Source organism: Pelagerythrobacter marinus, assembly GCF_009827515.1.
Lineage (GTDB): Bacteria > Pseudomonadota > Alphaproteobacteria > Sphingomonadales > Sphingomonadaceae > Pelagerythrobacter > Pelagerythrobacter marinus.
Genome location: NZ_WTYO01000003.1, coordinates 206342 through 225734 on the forward strand (window position 1 = coordinate 206342; position 19393 = coordinate 225734).

At 67.8% G+C, this 19393-nt stretch carries 16 protein-coding genes; 9 read left to right on the forward strand and 7 right to left on the reverse strand.

What is annotated here, in order from left to right:
- Positions 1-7: 7 nt before the first annotated feature.
- Genes ileS through GRI72_RS08090 form a run of 3 tightly spaced genes read left to right on the forward strand, consistent with a single transcriptional unit; the run spans position 8 to position 3986 of the window.
- The gene (gene ileS / locus GRI72_RS08080) at positions 8-3028 is read left to right on the forward strand and encodes an isoleucine--tRNA ligase (RefSeq protein WP_160733399.1); all 3021 of its coding nucleotides are present in this window, start codon (positions 8-10) and stop codon (positions 3026-3028) included.
- The gene (gene lspA, locus GRI72_RS08085) at positions 3025-3555 is read left to right on the forward strand and encodes a signal peptidase II (protein ID WP_202389020.1); all 531 of its coding nucleotides are present in this window, start codon (positions 3025-3027) and stop codon (positions 3553-3555) included. The genes ileS and lspA overlap by 4 nt, the downstream gene beginning before the upstream one ends.
- Before the next feature lie 2 nt (positions 3556-3557).
- Positions 3558-3986: a DUF3035 domain-containing protein gene (locus GRI72_RS08090; RefSeq protein WP_160733400.1), complete on the forward strand. Its 429-nt coding sequence runs from the start codon at positions 3558-3560 to the stop codon at positions 3984-3986.
- Between the two features lie 90 nt (positions 3987-4076).
- Here the strand turns inward: GRI72_RS08090 and GRI72_RS08095 are convergent, their stop codons facing one another.
- Complete coding sequence (locus GRI72_RS08095; protein WP_160733401.1) at positions 4077-5369, reverse strand: hemolysin family protein; 1293 nt, start codon at positions 5367-5369, stop codon at positions 4077-4079.
- Between the two features lie 167 nt (positions 5370-5536).
- Between GRI72_RS08095 and GRI72_RS08100 the strand changes: the two genes are divergently transcribed.
- On the forward strand, positions 5537-6226 hold the full coding sequence (locus GRI72_RS08100; RefSeq protein WP_160733402.1) for a YiaD family glycine zipper/OmpA-like lipoprotein: 690 nt from the start codon (positions 5537-5539) through the stop codon (positions 6224-6226).
- Between the two features lie 95 nt (positions 6227-6321).
- Here the strand turns inward: GRI72_RS08100 and GRI72_RS08105 are convergent, their stop codons facing one another.
- Positions 6322-7110 (reverse strand): 3'(2'),5'-bisphosphate nucleotidase CysQ, encoded by a 789-nt coding sequence (locus GRI72_RS08105; protein ID WP_160733403.1) that lies wholly within the window; start codon positions 7108-7110, stop codon positions 6322-6324.
- A gap of 103 nt (positions 7111-7213) precedes the next feature.
- Between GRI72_RS08105 and sucC the strand changes: the two genes are divergently transcribed.
- The gene (gene sucC / locus GRI72_RS08110; protein WP_160733404.1) at positions 7214-8413 is read left to right on the forward strand and encodes an ADP-forming succinate--CoA ligase subunit beta; all 1200 of its coding nucleotides are present in this window, start codon (positions 7214-7216) and stop codon (positions 8411-8413) included.
- A 21-nt stretch (positions 8414-8434) separates the two neighbouring features.
- Here sucC and GRI72_RS08115 read toward each other — a convergent pair whose 3' ends face one another.
- Positions 8435-8968, reverse strand: a complete 534-nt coding sequence (locus GRI72_RS08115) for a DUF6265 family protein (RefSeq protein WP_202389021.1) — start codon at positions 8966-8968, stop codon at positions 8435-8437.
- 198 nt (positions 8969-9166) lie between these two features.
- Here GRI72_RS08115 and GRI72_RS08120 point away from each other — a divergent pair, with 198 nt between their 5' ends.
- The 4 genes from GRI72_RS08120 (at position 9167) to GRI72_RS08135 (ending at position 12874) form a co-directional block, all read left to right on the forward strand.
- Complete coding sequence (locus GRI72_RS08120) at positions 9167-9913, forward strand: electron transfer flavoprotein subunit beta/FixA family protein (protein WP_160733405.1); 747 nt, start codon at positions 9167-9169, stop codon at positions 9911-9913.
- A gap of 121 nt (positions 9914-10034) precedes the next feature.
- Entirely contained in the window at positions 10035-10964 is a 930-nt protein-coding gene (locus GRI72_RS08125; RefSeq protein ID WP_160733406.1) for an electron transfer flavoprotein subunit alpha/FixB family protein, read from the forward strand.
- Positions 10965-11058: 94 nt separating this feature from the next.
- Positions 11059-11955 (forward strand): energy transducer TonB, encoded by an 897-nt coding sequence (locus GRI72_RS08130; RefSeq protein ID WP_160733407.1) that lies wholly within the window; start codon positions 11059-11061, stop codon positions 11953-11955.
- Between the two features lies 1 nt (position 11956).
- Positions 11957-12874 (forward strand): energy transducer TonB, encoded by a 918-nt coding sequence (locus GRI72_RS08135; RefSeq protein ID WP_160733408.1) that lies wholly within the window; start codon positions 11957-11959, stop codon positions 12872-12874.
- Positions 12875-12890: 16 nt separating this feature from the next.
- Here the strand turns inward: GRI72_RS08135 and GRI72_RS08140 are convergent, their stop codons facing one another.
- The 4 genes from GRI72_RS08140 to GRI72_RS08155 all read right to left on the reverse strand — a co-directional run bounded on the left by GRI72_RS08140 (position 12891) and on the right by GRI72_RS08155 (position 19365).
- Positions 12891-14102, reverse strand: a complete 1212-nt coding sequence (locus GRI72_RS08140) for a DUF445 domain-containing protein (RefSeq protein WP_160733409.1) — start codon at positions 14100-14102, stop codon at positions 12891-12893.
- A 77-nt stretch (positions 14103-14179) separates the two neighbouring features.
- Positions 14180-17668: an efflux RND transporter permease subunit gene (locus GRI72_RS08145; protein ID WP_160733410.1), complete on the reverse strand. Its 3489-nt coding sequence runs from the start codon at positions 17666-17668 to the stop codon at positions 14180-14182.
- 3 nt (positions 17669-17671) lie between these two features.
- Positions 17672-18871 (reverse strand): efflux RND transporter periplasmic adaptor subunit, encoded by a 1200-nt coding sequence (locus GRI72_RS08150; protein ID WP_160733411.1) that lies wholly within the window; start codon positions 18869-18871, stop codon positions 17672-17674.
- Between the two features lie 230 nt (positions 18872-19101).
- A complete protein-coding gene (locus GRI72_RS08155; protein ID WP_160733412.1) occupies positions 19102-19365 on the reverse strand; it encodes a GlsB/YeaQ/YmgE family stress response membrane protein in 264 nt (87 codons plus the stop codon).
- Between the last annotated feature and the right edge of the window lie 28 nt (positions 19366-19393).

Below are 19393 nucleotides of genomic sequence, written 5' to 3' on the forward strand. Positions count from 1 at the left end.
CATCCGCATGACTGAACAGCGCGACTACAAGGACACGGTCTTCCTGCCCAGGACCGATTTTCCCATGAAGGCCGGCCTTCCGCAGAAGGAGCCGGGCATTCTCGCGCGCTGGGAGGAACAGGGCCTCTACCGCAAGCTGCGCGAGGAGCGCGCGGGGCGCGAGACGTTCGTCCTCCACGACGGCCCGCCCTATGCCAATGGCGACATGCATATCGGCCACGCGCTCAACCACGTGCTGAAGGACATGGTGGTGCGCACGCAGACCCTGCTCGGCAAGGATGCGCCCTACGTGCCCGGCTGGGACTGCCACGGGTTGCCGATCGAATGGAAGGTGGAGGAACAGTACCGCAAGAAGAAGCGGAACAAGGACGAGGTGCCCCCGGCGGAATTCCGCGCCGAATGCCGCGCCTATGCGCAGCACTGGGTCGATACGCAGCGCGAACAGCTCAAAAGGCTGGGCATCAACGGCGACTGGGACAATCCCTACCTGACGATGGATTTCGAGGCCGAGGCGACGATCGTCGCCGAGCTGATGAAATTCGCCGAGGCGGGCAATCTCTACCGCGGCGCCAAGCCGGTGATGTGGAGCCCGGTGGAAAAGACCGCGCTGGCCGAAGCCGAAGTCGAGTACGAGGATATCACCTCGACCCAGATCGACGTCGCGTTCGAGATCGTCGAAAGCCCGATCCCCGAACTGGTCGGCGCCCACGCGGTGATCTGGACGACCACGCCATGGACGATCCCGGTCAACCAGGCCTTGGCCTATGGGCCGGAGATTGAGTACGGAATCTATAGAGTTGTCGACCAGCCTAGAGCGGTGTGGACTGGGCCAAGTGAGGACAGCATTGTCGATCAGAAGTTAGATGGTCTTCGCGAGGCCACGAAGGACGATCCAGCGATTGGGCGTCGGATTCTGATTGCGGCCAATTTAGTCGACGCCTTTAAGCAACGGCTCTCTGAGACCCGTCCGTATGACGTTCTCCTGCAGTTGGAACAGGAGATAACTAGCTCCGACCTCGAAGGCACCGTCGCCCGCCACCCGATGCACCACCTCGGCGGGTTCTTCGCCGAGCCTCGCCCGCTGCTTGCCGGCGATTTCGTCACGACCGACAGCGGTACGGGCCTCGTCCATATGGCGCCCGATCACGGCGAGGACGACTTCGCCTTGTGCAAGGCCAACGGCCTGACGCCCAGGTTCGTGGTCGAGGCCGATGGCCGCTATCGCGACGACTGGCTGTGGCTCGGCGGCGACGACGAACGGCGCATGTCGGTCATCAACCCGAAGTTCAACGCGCCCGACGGCCCGATCTGCTCGGACTTGCGCGAAGCGGGCGCGCTGCTTTCGGCCAGCGCCGACTACAGGCATTCCTACCCCCACTCGTGGCGGTCCAAGGCCAAGGTCATCTATCGCTGCACCCCGCAGTGGTTCGTGCCGATGGGCAAGCCGCTGGCCCCCTCCGACCCTCACTCCGCTCGGGCCACCTCCCCCAGCGGGGGAGGATCGGGTTACGACAATCCTCCCCCCTTGGGGGAGGTGGCAGCCGCGCCAGCGGCTGACGGAGGGGGTGCGACCCTGCGCAGCACCGCCCTCGCCGAAATCGAGCGCGTGCGTTTCGTGCCCGAAAAGGGCCGCAACCGCATCGGCGCGATGGTGGAGGGGCGGCCCGACTGGGTCCTTTCGCGCCAGCGCGCCTGGGGCGTGCCGATCACGCTGTTCGTCGACCGCAAGACCGGCGAATACCTTGCCGACCCGGCGGTCAACGCGCGGATCGTGGAGGCCGTGCGCGCGAAAGGCGTCGATGCCTGGACGGAAGAAGCCGCCGCCGACCTGCTCGGCCCCGATTACGATCCGGCGGATTACGAACGGGTGACCGATATCCTCGACGTGTGGTTCGATTCGGGCTGCACCCACGCCTTCGTGCTCGAAAGCGGGCGCTGGCCCGAGCTGCGCTGGCCGGCGGACCTCTACCTCGAAGGGTCGGACCAGCATCGCGGCTGGTTCCAGTCCTCGCTGCTCGAAGCCTGCGCCACGCGCGGGCGCGCGCCTTACGATGCCGTGCTCACCCACGGGTTCACGATGGCCAGCGACGGCAAGAAGATGTCGAAATCGCTCGGCAACACGGTCGATCCGAACAAGGTCATGCAGCAGTACGGGGCCGACATCATCCGCCTCTGGGCGCTATCGGTGGACTTTACCGAGGATCACCGGATCGGCGACGAGATCCTGAAGGGCGTCGCGGACCAGTATCGCAAGCTGCGCAACACGTTCCGCTACATGCTCGGCGCGCTCCAGGGGTTCGATAGCGAGACGGAAGGGGTGGACCCGGCGGAAATGCCGGAGCTGGAGCGCTACGTCCTGGGCGAACTCCATGCGCTCGACGCCACGCTGCGCCGCGCGATCGCCGATTTCGACTTCAACGAGTATACCCGCGCGCTGGTCGATTTCGCGAACGAGGACCTTTCGGCCTTCTTCTTCGATATCCGCAAGGACAGCCTCTATTGCGACGGCGAGGGCGACTTGCGCCGCCGCGCCTATCGCACCACGCTGGACATCCTGTTCCACGCGCTCGTGCGCTATGCCGCGCCGGTGCTGGTGTTCACCGCGGAAGAAGTGTGGACGACGCGTTTCCCCGATCGCGGCAGCGTGCACCTGCTCGAACTGTCGCCGATGCCCGAAAGCTGGGTCGATCCGGCCCTCGCCGAACGCTTCGGCAAGCTGCGCGACTTGCGCGAACAGGTGATGGAAGCGATCGAGCCGCTGCGGCGGGAGAAAGTCATCCGATCGGGCCTGGAAGCCGCGGTGACGGTGCCCGCAGCCGCCGTGCCCGAGGGTTTCGGCGACGCCGACCTGGCCGAGCTGTTCATCACTGCGTCAGTCGCGCGCGGGCAGGGCGAAGGCGTGACCGTGACGCGCACCGACGACAACAAGTGCGGCCGCTGCTGGCGGCTCCTGCCCGAAGTGAGCGAGGACGGCGCCCTGTGCGGCCGCTGCGCCGGCGTGATCGCGCAACTGGATGATGCGGCATGAGCAAGGTCATGAAATACCGGCTGGCCGGCTTCGCGGTGGCGATCGCGCTGTTCCTGGCCGACCAGGCGATGAAGCACTACGTCACGCAGACGCTGGCGATGCAGCGCGGCGACGTGGTGGAGCTGCTGCCGTTCTTCGATTTCCGGCTGACCTACAATTTCGGCATCTCGCTCGGCATGTTCCAGGCGGATTCGATGGAAATGCGCTGGCTGCTGGTCGGCGTGACCAGCCTGATCGCCCTGGTGGTGACGATCTGGATGCTGCGCGAGCGGCTGCTGGGCGAGATCCTGGGCCTTGCCCTGATCCTCGGCGGCGCATTGGGCAATATCCGCGATCGATACGAGCTGGGCTATGTCGTCGACTATGCCGACCTGCACTTCGGCGAGTTTCGCCCCTTCCTGATCTTCAACATCGCCGATGCCGCGATCACCATCGGCGTCCTCATTATCCTTGCCCGCGCGTTTTTCCTGCGCGACAAGGAGGAAACATCCGAAACCGAGACGGCGCCCGGCGCCGCGGAGAGCTGACAATGAGCCAATTTTCCAGGCGCAAAGCGACCACCCTCGCCCTTCTGACCGGCGCCAGCGCCATGCTCGCCGCCTGCGGCAGCAACGGCGGGATCCTCGCGCGCGAACGGCCCGACGAGTTCGCGGTCCAGCGGCAGGCGCCGCTGGTCGTGCCGCCCGATTTCAACCTCGTGCCCCCGGCCCCCGGCGCGCCGCGCCCGGCGGAAGGCACGGCGGGCGAACAGGCGCTGGAGGCGCTGTTCGGCGGCCCGGCCCCGCGCAGCGCGGTCGAAACCAGCGTTCTCGACCGTGCGGGGGCGGCCGACCCGGGCATCCGTTCGACCGTCGGCGATCCGCAGACGCACACCGTCGCGAAAGGCAGCGTGACACGCGACATCGTCGCCGCGCCCGAAGGCGACGGCCAGTATGCCCAGGCCGTGATCCCGGGCTGACGCGCCCCGCCCTGCCGGTGCCGACCCGGGCCCGGCAGGCAATGGCGAAACCATCGATGCGAAGCGGCGCTGGCGGCGCGCGGCCGGGCTTTACTCGGGCGCGACCAGTATCTTGTCGATCTTGCGCCCGTCCATATCCACGACTTCGAAGCGCCAGCCCTGGTCGGCGAAGCTCTCGCCTTCCTGCGGCAGGTTCTTGAGCACCGAGAGCACGTAACCGGCGACGGTCGCGAACTCGCGATCCTCGCCGTACTCGATTCCCAGCCGGTCGGCGAGGTCGTCCGCCGGCAGGGCCCCGGACACGAGCAGCGAACCATCGCTGCGCTCGACAATGCCCGGCTGGTCGCCCTGGTCCTGATCGCTGGCGAACTGGCCGGCGATCGCGGTCAGCAGGTCGGACGGGGTGACGATCCCGTCGAGATGGCCGTATTCGTCGTGCACCATGGCCATGGCCACTTCCGATTGCTGCAGGACGCGCAGCGCGTCCATCGCGTCGAGCTGGTCGGGCACGACTTCGGCCTGGCGCATGATCGCGCGTGGCGAAACCGGCTCGTTCGCGACCATCCGGGCCAGGACCTCGCGCACCTTGACCACCCCGACGATGCGATCGGGCGAACCTTCCGCCACGGGCAGCAGCGAGTGCGGGCTCTTCTCGATCGCGGCGCGCATCTCCGCCTCGTCGGCATCGGCATCGACCCAGTCGAGCTCGGTCCGCGGCGTCATCACGTCGCGGACCGGCTTTTCCGCCAGCCGCACGACGCCGGCGAGGATCTGGTGCTGGTCCACCTCGATCACGCCCGACCGGGTCGCCTCGGCGAAGATCATGTGCAGTTCTTCCGCGGTCACGCTCGACTGCCCGCCGGGCCGCACGCCCAGCAGGCGGATCAGCAGGCCGGACGAGGTGTCGAGCAGCCAGACCAGCGGCGCGGCGATCCGGGCGAGAAGCGCCATCGGGCGCGCCATGACCAGCGCGATGGGCACCGCGGCGCGCAATGCGACCTGCTTGGGCACGAGCTCGCCCACGACCAGGCTGCCGTAAGTCGTCAGCGCGATGACGACGGCAAAGCCCGCCTCGTCGGCATAGGTGGACGGGAGGCCGAGCGCCTCCAGCCGCTCGCCGACCGGGCCGCCGAGGCTGGCGCCCGAATAGGCGCCGGCGACGATCCCGACCAGCGTGATGCCGATCTGCACGGTCGAGAGGAACTTGCCCGGGTCCGCCGCCAGCGCGATCGCCGTGGTCGCGGCGGAGCTGCCCTTGTCGGCGGCCGCCTTGAGGCGCGCGGTGCGGGCGGAAACGATCGCCAGTTCGGACATCGCGAACACGCCGTTCAGCAGGATGAGCCCGGCGATGATGAGCAGGTCTGACCAGGGAAAGGGTGTCACGCCGGCAGCGCTAGCACAAATGCCGCGCCGCGCCAGCCTCCCGCGTGCGGGATCGTTGACGGGATCGGGGAACGGGCGCACCTTACGATAGTTTCGCAAGGGCGAGACGCAGACGGGGGCCGTGCCCTCCAACGACTCAATGCGTGTGCAGCAGAGGGGAAATACCCATGAAGAAGTCGAAAATGATCGTTGCCAGCCTTGCCGCGATGTCGCTGGTGAGCGTGTCGGCCTGTGTTACCGATCCGAACACCGGCGAACGCAAGATTTCGCGCACGGCGATCGGCGGCGTCGGGGGCGCGGCGGCCGGTGCACTGCTCGGCGGGCTGATCGGGGGCAAGACCGGGCGCATCATCGGCGCCGTCGGCGGCGGCGCGATCGGTGGCGTCGTGGGCTACAGGATGGACCAGCAGATCAAGGAACTGCGCGAATCGACCGCCGGCTCGGGCATCGACGTGACCGAGGTGGACAATGGCGAGGCGATCCTGGTCAATCTGCCCGACGGCGTGACGTTCGATGTCGGCAGCGCGACGCTCAAGCCCGCGTTCCGCTCCACGCTCGACGACGTGGCCGCCAACCTGACGCAATATCCGAACAGCCTGATCGACGTTTACGGGCATACCGATTCGACCGGTTCGGAATCGTTCAACCAGGGCCTGTCCGAACGGCGTGCACAGACGGTGGCGAACTACCTCACCAGCCGCGGCGTCAACTCGGCGCGCATTCGCTGGCAGGGCTTCGGCGAAACGATGCCGGTGGCCGACAACTCGACCGATTACGGCCGGCAGCGCAATCGCCGGGTGGAAATCAAGATCATCCCGCTGACGCAGGCAGAGATCGACGCGGCCCAGAACCGCTGATCCCGCCTGCCCGCGGGGCAGCAAAGGCGAAGGGGCCGGCCCGGATGGATCGGCTCCTTTTCCATGCCCGGGCCACCGGCCCCGCCGGAGGCTGTTCAGCGCCGGGGCCGCGCCAGGGCGTGCGCCCGGCCGGCCAGCCGATCGACCGCGGCGGAATGGATCGCCGGGGCGCTGATCAGCAGGCCGAAGGCGCGCGGATCGCGCTTGTTGTAGTTGAGCGGATCGCCGAAAGCGTCGGTCACGGCAGCGCCCGCCTCGCGCGCGATCAGCGCCGCGGCGGCGATATCCCATTCGTAACCCCAGCGCAGCGTCGCCAGCAGGTCCGCCTCGTCCGCCGCGACCATCGCCGCGCGCAGGGCGATCGAATTGGGCTTGTTCACGGTCGCCAGGTCGCGGTCTTCGCGGCGCAGCGAATCGGCCGGCACCCGCGCCCCGGGAAAAACCTCCCGCCGCGACGCGCGCAGCGGCTCGCCATTGCGCCACGAGCCCTGGCCCGAGATGCCGATCCATTCTTCCCCGCGCGCCGGGGCCGCCAGCATTCCGATCAGGGGCCGGCGCTCGCTGATCAGCGCGACCGACACGGCCCAGCCGGTGCGCCCGCGGATGAAATCGCGCGTGCCGTCGATCGGATCGACCAGCCAGATCAGCCCGCGATCGAGCCGCGCGGGATCGTCCGCCGTCTCCTCCGAAAGCCACCCGGCCGCGGGCAGCAGCCGGCCGAGCTCGCGCCGCAGGAAGGCATCGACTGCCAGATCGGCCGCGCATACCGGGTTCCCCGGGGTCTTCTCCCAGCTTTCCAGCGCATGGCCCGCGCCGGGCCACGACCCGAACGCAATCCGCCCGGCTTCGCGGACGATGTCTTCCAGGCGGGCGCGATCGATCATCGTGCTTCGCTGTTGGGAGCGGACGCCGGACTTTTCAAGCGGGGCAATCCGTGCTTATGCCCCGCCGCATCCTTCCCATCCGCAACAACGGGGCCCGCCTTCCATGAATATCCACGAATACCAGGCCAAGGAACTGCTCGCGAAGTATGGCATCGGCATCCCGGCCGGCCATGCCGCCACGACCGTGGAGGAAGCGGTCGAGGGCGCGAAGAAGCTTCCCGGGCCGCTCTACGTGGTCAAGGCCCAGATCCACGCCGGCGGCCGGGGCAAGGGCACGTTCAAGGAACTCGGCCCCGATGCCAAGGGCGGCGTGCGCCTGGCGAAGTCGGTCGAGGACGTCGAATCGAACGCGCGCGACATGCTGGGCAATACGCTGGTGACCGTGCAGACGGGCGAAGCGGGCAAGCAGGTCAATCGCCTCTACGTCACCGACGGGGTCGACATCGCGCGTGAATACTACCTCTCGATGCTGGTCGATCGCGCCACCGGGCGCGTGGCGATGATCGTTTCGACCGAAGGCGGTATGGATATCGAGCAGGTCGCGCACGACACGCCGGAGAAGATCACCACCATCACGATCGACCCGGCCCAGGGCTTCATGCCGCATCACGGCCGCGCGGTCGCCTTCGCGCTGAAGCTGACCGGCGATCTCAACAAGCAGGCCCAGAAGCTGGCGAAGCAGCTCTATACCGCCTTCATGGATCTCGACTGCGCGATGCTGGAGATCAATCCGCTGGTCGAGACGGAGGACGGCAAGCTCCTCGTCCTCGACACCAAGATGAGCTTCGATTCGAACGCGCTCTACCGCCACCCCGACGTGGAGGCGATGCGCGACGAGACGGAAGAAGACCCGGCCGAAGTCGAGGCGAGCGAATACGACCTCGCCTACATCAAGCTCGACGGCAACATCGGCTGCATGGTCAATGGCGCGGGCCTGGCCATGGCCACGATGGACATCATCAAGCTCAACGGCGCCTTCCCGGCCAACTTCCTCGACGTGGGCGGCGGCGCCAATCGCGAGAAAGTGACCGCCGCGTTCAAGATCATCCTCAAGGACCCCGCGGTCGAGGGCATTCTCGTCAACATCTTCGGCGGAATCATGAAGTGCGACGTGATCGCCGACGGCATCGTCGCGGCGGCCAAGGACGTGAACCTCTCGGTCCCGCTGGTGGTTCGCCTCGAAGGCACCAATGTCGAACAGGGCAAGGACATCCTGAACAACTCGGGCCTGCCGATCGTCAGCGCCGACGACCTGGGCGACGCCGCGCGCAAGATCGTGGCCGAGGTCAAGCAGGCCGCCTGACCTGGCACGGCGGGGCGCGCGCTAGGGCGTGGGCTCCGCCGCCGCTGTCTTCTCCCGGCGGGCGAACCGGAACACCTGCTCGGTAAAGGTCTCGCCTTCCCCCTGCATCCGCACGGCGACGATCAGGCCGCCCTCGCCGTCGCAGCGATAGGTCAGCGCGCTGAAGCGCAGCAGGCACGGTTCGGCCGCGATCAGGCGGAACCGGACCATCTCGTCCTTCTCCTCCCACCCGGTCAGGTCGGGGTTGAAGTGCTTGAGCCTGAGGACGAGGCTGCCTTCCTCCTCGGCGATCTGCATGTGTTCGGTGAACATCAGGCCGCCCTGGTGCTGCTGCTGCACGAACACGCCGACCATCGTGCCCCCGGCCGGGGGCAGCCAGCTTTCCGCCGCCGGCGCGCCGGCGATCCCGGCCCCGGCCCAGTCGCCGACCAGCCACGCCGCATCGGCGATCGTCGCCGGTGGCGGAACGTGCCCTTCGGCTGCGACCTGCGTTTCCTGTGCCGCCGCCGGCAGGGCGAGCATCGCCGCCAGCGTCATCATGGCCCCGCGCATCATAGGCATTCCCCTCTATTGCCCCGGGGCGAGGCTATCCCGGATCGGCCGGGCGGTAAAGCGATCGAGGCTTGACCGCGCCGACCCGGAACGCGAGGACAGCCGGCAGGTTCAATCAGAGCGGGCGGGTCCTCGCGACTTGACGCTTACGTAAACGCTAGCTAGGCGAACCCTCGTGTAATTCGAGAGGAAGGACAACCGATGAAAATCCTCGTGCCCGTCAAGCGGGTGATCGACTACAACGTGAAGCCGCGCGTCAAGGCGGACGGTACGGGCGTCGACCTGGCCAACGTCAAGATGAGCATGAACCCGTTCGACGAGATCGCGGTGGAAGAAGCGATCCGGATCAAGGAAGCGGGCAAGGCGGACGAGATCGTGGCCGTTTCGATCGGCCCGGCCAAGGCGCAGGAAACGCTGCGTACCGCGCTCGCCATGGGCGCGGACCGGGCGATCCTGGTCCAGACCGACGACGAAATCGAACCGCTCGCGGTCGCCAAGATCCTCAAGGCCATCTACGAGGCGGAGGAGCCGGGCCTGGTGATCCTGGGCAAGCAGGCGATCGACGACGATTCGAACCAGACGGGCCAGATGCTCGCCGCGCTGACCGGCCGGCCGCAGGGCACGTTCGCCAACACGGTCGAGATCGACGGCGACAGCGTCACGGTGAAGCGCGAGATCGACGGCGGCCTGGAAACGGTGAAGCTGACCCTGCCGGCGATCGTGACGACCGACCTGCGCCTGAACGAGCCGCGCTATGCCTCGCTGCCGAACATCATGAAGGCCAAGTCCAAGCCGCTCGATACCAAGAGCCCGGCCGATTACGGCGTCGATACCGCGCCCCGGCTGACCACGACCAATGTATCCGAGCCGCCGGTGCGCCAGGCCGGGATCAAGGTCGCCGACGTCGACGAGCTGGTCGCCAAGATCAAGGCGCTCGGCATCGCGTGAGGATTATCCCCCGCCTCGCCCGGCGCGAGCCCCCGGCCGCCAGCGCAGCCGCCGGGAGCGCAAGGCCCGGGCCGGCACCGGCGAACCGGGCCGAGCGGGGCAGATTTGAAGGGAAGTTGAGATGAAGACTCTCGTTCTGGTCGAACACGACAACGCTTCGGTGAAGGACGCGACCCTCGCCACCGTCACCGCCGCGGCCAAGCTGGGCGACGTCAACCTGCTCGTGGCCGGCAGCGGCTGCGCCGCGGTGGCCGATGCCGCGGCGAAGATCGCAGGCGCGGGCACGGTCTACCTGGCCGACGATACAGCCTACGAACACCAGCTGGCCGAGAACGTCGCCCCGCTTGCGACCGACCTGATGAAGGACCACGACGCCTTCCTCGCGCCCGCGACCACGACCGGCAAGAACATCGCCCCGCGCGTGGCGGCTCTGCTCGACGTGATGCAGATTTCCGACATCCTCTCGGTCGAAGGCGAGAAGGCCTTCACCCGCCCGATCTACGCCGGCAACGCGATCGCGACCGTCGAATCGAGCGACGCCAAGCTGGTCATCACCGTGCGCGGGACGGCCTTCGACAAGGCGGACGCCGAAGGCGGTTCGGGTTCGGTCGAGACGGTGTCCGGCCCCGGCGACGCCGGCATTTCCAGCTTCGTCGGCCAGGAACTGGCGGAAAGCGAACGCCCCGAACTGACCAGCGCCAAGGTGATCGTTTCGGGCGGCCGCGCGCTCAAGGATGCCGAGACGTTCGAACAGTACATCATGCCGCTGGCCGACAAGCTCGGCGCGGGCGTCGGCGCCAGCCGCGCCGCGGTGGATGCCGGCTATGTCCCGAACGATTACCAGGTCGGGCAGACGGGCAAGATCGTCGCCCCGGAAGTCTATTTCGCGATCGGCATTTCCGGCGCGATCCAGCACCTCGCCGGGATGAAGGATTCCAAGACGATCATCGCGATCAACAAGGACGAGGACGCCCCGATCTTCCAGGTCGCCGACATCGGCCTGGTGGCGGACCTGTTCAAGGCCGTTCCGGAACTGACCGACAAGCTTTGATGCTTGCATGACAACGGGCGGTGCCGTCTTCCGGTCGGCGCCGCCCGTGTTATAAGTGCGCCTCCATCGCCGTGCCGATCGGGGGGAGCGCACGATGAAAACACTATCGGTCCCGGCCGCCGGCGCCGCCGCCCTGGCGGCCGTTTTCGCAGGCCAACCGGCATCGGCCGGCGAACCGGTCCACCTGGCCCCGTCCTCACCGTGGCAGCTTCGCTACGACAAGGAAGCCTGCCGCCTTTCGCGCTCGTTCGGCGAAGGTGAGCAGGAAGTCGTGCTCACGCTGGCGAAATACGCCCCGGGCATCGCGATGGAGTTCGTCGTGGCGGGAACGCCGCTGCGCCCCGATGGCGATCGTTTCGCCTATCGGTTCGACCCGGTCCGCGAACCGGACGAGGAGCGCCATGCCCTGTTCGGCACGGCCGACGACGGGCAGACCATCTGGCAGTTCACCGGCGAACTGATCCCGCGCGCGATGCTCGCCCATGTCGGCGGTGGCAGCGAGCCGGGCGGGTTGAAGGCGGTCGAGACCCGGATTGCCGAACAGACCGAAGCCTTCACGATCGTCTCCGGCGTCAGGCAGCCGGTCTCGCTCCGCACCGGCAGCCTGGCCAAGGCAATGGCGGCGCTCGACACCTGCCTGGTCGACCTGGTTCGCAGCTGGGGCTACGATCCGGAACAGCTCAGCGCGCTGAGCGCCTGGCCGCACCCGCGGTCCCACCCCCGCCTGTGGATCCGGGGGACCGACTATCCGGACACCGCGCTGCGCGACAACCTGGCCGGCGCGGTGCGGTTCCGCCTGGCCGTGGACGCGGAGGGCAACGTGTCCGACTGCGTGGTCCAGGCGGCCTACTCCGATCACGCTTTTCGCGAAGCCACCTGCAAGGCGCTGCGCCACCGCGCGCGGTTCACCCCGGCGCGCGACGCCGAAGGACGACCGGTGGCGGCTTACTGGGTCAGTTCCAGCTTGTTCGCCATCGCCCGGTATCGCTGACATGACGGCGGCAAGGCAGATCGGAATCGCATGCGCGCTCCTCTCCGCGCTGGGTGGCTTTGCCGCGCAGGCCGCGGCGAAGGAGCCGCTCGTCCTCCGGCCCGCATCGCAGTGGGTCCTCGACTATGCCGACGACAGCTGCCGCATGGCGCGCACGTTCGGCGAAGGGGAGGAGAAGACGATCTTCATTCTCGAGCGGTACGAACCCGGCGACCGGTTCTCCCTCATCGTCGGCGGCGATCCGCTGAAGGCCCAGCTCTACACCGACACTGCCTTCCGCTTCGGGCCGGACGGGTACGAGGAGGAGGGCGCGTTCCGGACCGGCGAGATGGGGGAATACTCGCCCATCGTGCTGGGCAGCGGCCTCTTCCTCGCCGCTCCGCCCAACCTCGGCGAGCGCGGGGGCGCCGAGGCTCGCGATGCCGACGCCGGCACGATCAGCGTATTCGACCAGGCGATCGCTTTCGAACAGGAGGCGGCGATTACCTGGCTGGAGATCCAGCGCGGAAAGCGGCGCCCCGTGCGGCTCGCGCTCGGTTCGATGGGGCCGCCGATGGCCGCCATGCGCAAATGCACCGAAGAGCTGCTCACCCATTGGGGTATCGACCTGGAAAGCCACCGCGCCCTGACGCGCGAGGTCCGGCCCAAGGGCAATCCCGGCCACTGGGTCGTGAGCAGAGACTATCCGGGCGACCTCGCCAGCAAGGGTGTCGAAGGGCTCGTCCATTTCAGGCTCAGCGTCAGTGCCGAAGGCGTGCCGACCGATTGCCACATTCAACGTTCTATCCGTCCGCGGGATTTCGACGAGGCCGTGTGCAACGCGCTGATGCGCCGCGCCCGGTTCGAGCCGGCGCTCGATTCGCAAGGCCGCCCGGTCGCTTCCTACTGGCGCAGCACGGTCAACTTCCTGGTGCCCTAGGCCCTTCGCGGCCCGGTCACGGCAGGATGGCCGTGACCGCGTGGATGGTCACGCCGACCAGCCCGCCCACCAGCGTGCCGTTGATGCGAATGAACTGAAGATCCCGCCCGACGGCGTTCTCCAGCCGGTCGGTAATCGTGCGCGCATCCCAGCGGCGCACGGTTTCGGACACCAGCTGGACGATCTGCCCGCCATAGCGGGTGGCCACGCCGACCGCGGTGCGTCGGGCGAACCGGTTGACCTGCATCTGCAACCGCACGTCCTGGCGCAGCGCGGCGCCGATTTCGCCCAGCGTCGAACCGAGCCAGCCGTCGAGCGCCGAATCGGGATCGCGCGCCATGGCCACCAGCCGGGTCCGCAGCCGTTCCCATACCCCCTGCCACCATTCCGCGACCGCCGGGTTGTCGAGCAGCTCGCGCTTCATCCGTTCGACCTTCTCCCGCGTGGCGGGATCGTGAACGAGATCGTGCGCCGTCTGCTCCAGCCCTTCCTCGATCTTGCGCCGCAGCGGATGCTCCGGATCGACGAGAACCTCGGCCAGCAGGCGATAGAGCCCGTCGAGCACCGAGTTCGCGAGCCGCTCGTCGAGGCCGGTCCAGCGCAGCAAGGCATTCGCCCGCTCGTGAATCATGGCGCGGACCATGTCCTCGTTGTCCTCCAGCGTCAGGCCCGCCCATCGGATGATGCTGTCGATCAACGGCAGGTGCCGCTTGTCGGCAATCGCGGCCTCCAGCATCTGGCCGAGCAGCGGGGCGACCTCGAACCGTTCCAGCTGGTGCTTCAGGCCGCTGCGCACCTGGCCGCCGAGACGATCGGGGTCGAGCGATTCGAGCACTTCGGCAAAGAGCTCCGCCGCGCCCGCCCCGATTCGCGACTGCGCGCCGCCCGGGGCGCGAACGAGGAAGTCGCCCATCGCGCGCGCCATGTTCATCGCGTGCATTCGCCGCGCGACCACCGCGGGGGTAAGGAAGTTGTCGCGCAGGAACTGCGCCATCGTGTCGGCGATCCGGTCCTTGTTCTCGGGGATGATCGCCGTATGCGGAATCGGCAGGCCGAGGGGGTGGCGGAACAGCGCGGTGACCGCGAACCAGTCGGCCAGGCCGCCGACCATCGCCGCTTCGGCGAAGGCGTGGACGTAGCCCCAGGCCGGGTGGAGATCGAGCAGGCGATGGGTGGCGAGGAAGATCGCCGCCATCAGGACCAGCATCGCCGTGGCCGTCAGGCGCATCCGGCGGGCACGATCTGGCGGGAGCGAAGCACGCCTCATCCTGCTGGAACGCACCGGCAGCGGCTCGGTTTCCCCGGTCACTCGGCCGGCTGCGGCCCCGCCCGGGTGGCGGGCACCGGCCCGTCGCCATCGTCGTCAGGCCCCGGCCGCGGCGCTTCCTCCCCCGGGCGATAGGTGAGCAGGCGATTGCGCAGCCACGGGCCCAGCCGCTTCTCCAGCCCGTCGGCCAGGCTGAAACCGGCCGGCACGATCAGAAGGGTCAAGAGGGTGGACATGATCAGGCCGCCGATGACCACGGTGCCCATCGGCGCGCGCCAGGCCCCGTCGCCCGAAAGCGAGAGCGAGACGGGGACCATGCCCGCCGTCATCGCCACGGTCGTCATCACGATCGGCTGCGCGCGCTTGTGACCGGCATCGAGGATCGCGTCGAGCTTGCGCGTGCCCTTGTCCATCTCTTCCAGCGCGAAGTCGATCAGCAGGATCGAGTTCTTCGACACGATGCCCAGCAGCAGCAGGATGCCGATATAGACCGGCATCGATTGCGGCTGCCCGACCAGCCAGACGAGCAGGATGCCGCCAAGCGGCGCCAGCGCGAGCGAGGTCATGTTGACCAGCGGGCTCATCAGCCGCTTGTAGAGCAGGACCAGCACCGCGAAGACCAGCAGGATGCCCGAAAGGATCGCAATCCTAAGGCTACCGAGCATTTCCTGCTGCCACTCGTCCTCGCCCACCAGGTCGCGGATCACGCCTCGCGGCAGGTCCTGCAGGATCGGCAGCTGGCTGATCTGGGCATCGGCCTCCCCCTTCACCACGCCCTGCGCCAGGTCCGCCCCCACAAGGACGCGGCGGTTCTGGTTGTAGCGCTGGATCGCGGTCGGGCCGGAACCGAAGCTGATGTCGGCCACGCGCGACAGCGGCACCGTGCCGCCGTTGCGGGTCGGCACCGGCAGGTTCTCGATCGTGGTCATGTCCTCGCGCGATTGCTCCGGCAGCTTGACCCTGATCGGGATCTGCCGGTCCGACAGCGAGAACTTGGCCGCGTTCTGCTCGATCTCGCCCAGCGTGGCGATGCGGATCGTCTGGCTCAGCGCCGCGGTCGTCACCCCCAGCTCGGCTGCGAGGTCCGCGCGCGGCTCGACGATGATCTCGGGCCGGTTGATGTCGGCGCTGATGCGCGGCGCGACGAGGGTGTCGAGCCCCTTCATCTGCTCGACCAGGGTGGCCGCGGTTTCCTCCAGCAGGTCGGGGTCGGACCCGGCGAGCATCACGGTCAGGTCGCGGCCGCTGCCGAAACCGCCGGACTGCGACTGGAACCGTACCCGCGCATCGGGGATCTGCGCCAGGCGCGGCGCCAGCGCGCGCTCGAACTCGATCGATGTGCGTTCGCGGTCGGGCCGCAGGGTGATGTAGATCGTCGCATTGCCGACCCGCACCCGTTCGAGCGCCCGGAGGACTTCCGGTTCGGCGTAGAGGATTTCCGCGACCTGGTCGGCCACCCGCTCGGTCGTCTCCAGCGTCGTCCCCGGGACCATCTCGATCTCGACCCGGCTGTTGTCGCTGTTGATCTGCGGCTGGAACTGCGGGGGCACGTTCATGAACAGCAGGACGGTGAGGATCAGCGCGAAATAGCCGGTCATCATCATCCACACGCGGTGATCGTAGAAACGCGCCTCCAGCCAGCGCCAGCTGTCGCCCAGCCGGCCGGTCCAGGGCAGCCCCAGCAGCTTGAGCACGCCCCACCCCGCGCCGAAGCCGATCGCCACCGCGATCGCCAGTTCGACGATCTCGAGCGGTTTCAGGACCAGCCAGTGCAGGAAGCCGCCGCCGCTGTCCGACGCCAGGGGGCCGGCGATCGTCTCCGGCACGGCGAGCCCCTGGAGGAAATCGTAGGAGAGGAAGACCGCAACGAGCGGCGTCGCGATCAGCACGAGGACAACGGCCAGGAAGGCCAGGCCATAGAGGAACCGGCTGCGCGGCGGCTCCAGCCCGGCGCGGCGGGAGTGCATCTTGCCCCGGTTGAGCGACCACGACAGCACGCGCATGTAACGGTCCATCATCGGCCCTTCGCCATGCGCGGCGTGCCCCTTGGCCTTGAGGAAATAGGCCGCGAGCATCGGCGTGATCATCCGCGCCACGGCGAGCGACATCAGCACCGCGATCACCACGGTAATGCCGAAGTTCTTGAAGAACTGGCCCGAGATGCCGGGCATCAGCCCGACCGGCAGGAAGACCGCGACGATGCAGAAACTGGTCGCCACGACCGGCAGGCCGATCTCGTCCGCGGCGTCGATCGAGGCCTGGTAGGCGGATTTGCCCATGCGCATGTGGCGCACGATATTCTCGATCTCGACGATCGCGTCGTCGACCAGCACGCCCGCCACCAGGCCGAGCGCGAGGAGCGAGAGCGAGTTCAGGTTGAACCCCATCAGGTCCATGAACCAGAAGGTCGGGATGGCCGAGAGCGGGATGGCAATCGCCGAGATCACCGTCGCGCGCCAGTCGCGCAGGAAGAAGAACACCACGACGACCGCGAGGACCGCGCCCTCGATCATCGCCGCCATCGAGCTTTCGTACTGTTCTTCGGTGTACTGGACCGTGTTGAACAGCGGGATGAAGCGCACGCCCGGGTTTTCCGCCTCGATCGCGGCGATTTCCTCGGCCGCGGCCTCGAACACGGTGACGTCGGACGCGCCCTTCGCGCGCGAGATGCCGAAGTTCACCACTTCCTTGTCGCGCACCTTGCTGATCGAGGTCCGCTCGCTGTAGCCGTCGCGCACGGTGGCGACATCGGCCAGCTTGACCGTGCGCCCGTCGCCCAGCTGGATCTGGCGCTGCGACAGCTCGTAAGCGGTTTCGGTGCTGCCCAGGACCCGGACCGACTGGCGCGTGCCCCCCACCTCGGTATTGCCGCCGGCCGCGTCGATATTGGTCTGGCGCAGGACGTTGTTGATCTGGCTGGCGGTGACACCGAAAGCCTGCATCCGCTCGAGGTCGATGATCACCTCGATCTCGCGATCGACACCGGCGAAGCGGTTCACCTCGGCCATGCCCTCGATCGAGAGCAGGCGCTTGGCGACCGTATCGTCGATGAACCAGCTGAGCTGTTCGATCGTCATGTCGTCGGCTTCGACGGCGAAAATGCCCAGGAAGCCGCCGGCGATCTCCTCCTTGGTGATGCGCGGCTCGATGATTCCGTCGGGCAGGCTGCCGCGGATCTGGTCGATCGCGTTCTTCACCTCGGACACGGCATCGTTGGGATCGATCCCGATCTCGAACTCGACGAAAGTGTTCGAATTGCCTTCGCTGGCGGTCGAGTTGAGCGACTTGACCCCGTTGATCGAGCGGACGGCCGATTCCACCCGCTGCGTGATCTGGTTCTCGATCTCGGTCGGCGCGGCCCCGGGCTGCGAGATCGAGATGTTGACCGCCGGAAACTCGATATCCGGGTTGTTGACCACGTCCATCTGCCGGAACGACAGCAGCCCGGCCAGCAGCAGCGCCGTGAAGAACACGAGCGGGATGACCGGGTTGCGGATCGACCAGGCGGAGATGTTGCGGAAATTCATGCGTCAGTTCCCGTCGGCATCGACCTTGCGCGGTTCGACGGTTTCCCCTTCGGTGAGGAAGCCGCCGGCGCGCAGGACGACCCGTTCGGTGCCCGACAGCCCTTCGGCGATGGCAATGCCGCGATCGGTCACCATGCCCAGCCGGATCGCGCGCCGCTGCGCCTTGTTCTCATCGTCGACGACATAGACGTAGCTGCCCTGATTGTCGGAAAGCACCGCCGATTCGGGCAGCATCGGGGCCACGATCGTGCCGCTGCTGATCGTGGCGCTGGCAAAGCCGCCGGGGCGCAGGCCGGGGGCATAGGACAGCGCGATCCGCGCCGTGCCCTGGCGATTGTCCGCCTCGATCGTGGGGGAAAGCTGCCACACCTGGCCGGTGAAGGTCTCGTCCGTGCCGATCGGCTGCACGGTGGCCTGGGTCCCGACCGAGAGGCTGGCGAGGTCGGTCTCGCTGACCTTGGCCAGCATTTCCATTTCCCCGCCGCGCGCGATCGTGAACAGGGCGCCGCTGCCGGCCCCCACCGTCTGGCCCGGTTCGACATTGCGGTCGAGCACGAGGCCGGAAGCCGGGGCATAGATGTTCAGCCGGGCCGTGCGCTCCTGCAGCTCGCCCAGCTGCGCCCGCGCCACCTGCACGCGGGCCCGGGCGGCGTCGCGGGTCGCGGTCAGGCGATCGACGTCGGCCTTGGAGATGAAGCCGCGATCGACGAGCTGGAGCGCGCGATCGAGATTGGCCTGCGCGAGATCCGCATCGGCCTGCGCCACCTGGACATTGGCCCGGGCGCTGGCGATCTGCTGGACCTGGACCGCGCGATCGATCACCGCGAGCACCTGGCCCTGTTCGACCCAGTCGCCGGCATCGACGGGCACGGACAGGACGCGGCCGCCCTCCCCGACCGAGCCGACCGGCAGGGGCCGCCGCGCCGCGAGCGTACCCGAGGCTTCGATCTGGCCCTCGATCGTCGCCCGGCCCGGGGTGATCACCGAGATGACCGGCGCCTGCGACTGGTCGTCGCCCGCACCGGCCGCACCGCCTTCGCCGCCCCGGGCGACGAAGAAGGCGATCGCCCCCAGCACGACCAGCGCAAAAACGCCGATGATGATCCAGCGCCGCCGCCGCTGCGCGCGCGCCTCCGCCTCGTCGACGAGGTCGGCAGGATAGGCCTCGGCCCTTTCCGCGGTCACGGGACTCTCGTAATTCATCGCGCTCTCGGTCTTGTGGATTGCGGAGTGTGTTATATTGATAACTCACTCCTGGCAATAGTGGGCCTCGTCTTACGCGCGCGCCGCCCCTGCGGCAACGCGGCGTTCGACGGGGGGCATATCTGGCCGACGAATGGCCATGCCCGATGCCCCTGCCGAAAGCGCGCATGAAAAGGGCGGGCCCGGCCTTCGCCGCGCCCGCCCCGGTATTTCCTGCGATCTTGCGGGGTTTAGCGCACCCGCCCGCGCTGGATCAGGTTGACGATCGCCAGCAACACGACAGCGCCGATGAAGGCGATGATGAGGCCGGTCAGCGAGAATTCCTGTATGGAGCCAGCCCAGCCGAACTGGTTGGCGATGAGGTTGCCGATCACCGAGCCGACGATGCCGACCACCACGTTCCAGAAGATGCCCATCGAGGCGTCGCGGTTCATTACGAGACTCGCGAGCCAGCCGGCGATGCCGCCCACGATGATTGCAATAATCCAGCCCATTACCAATTCCTCCTGTTTTCAAGCGCTG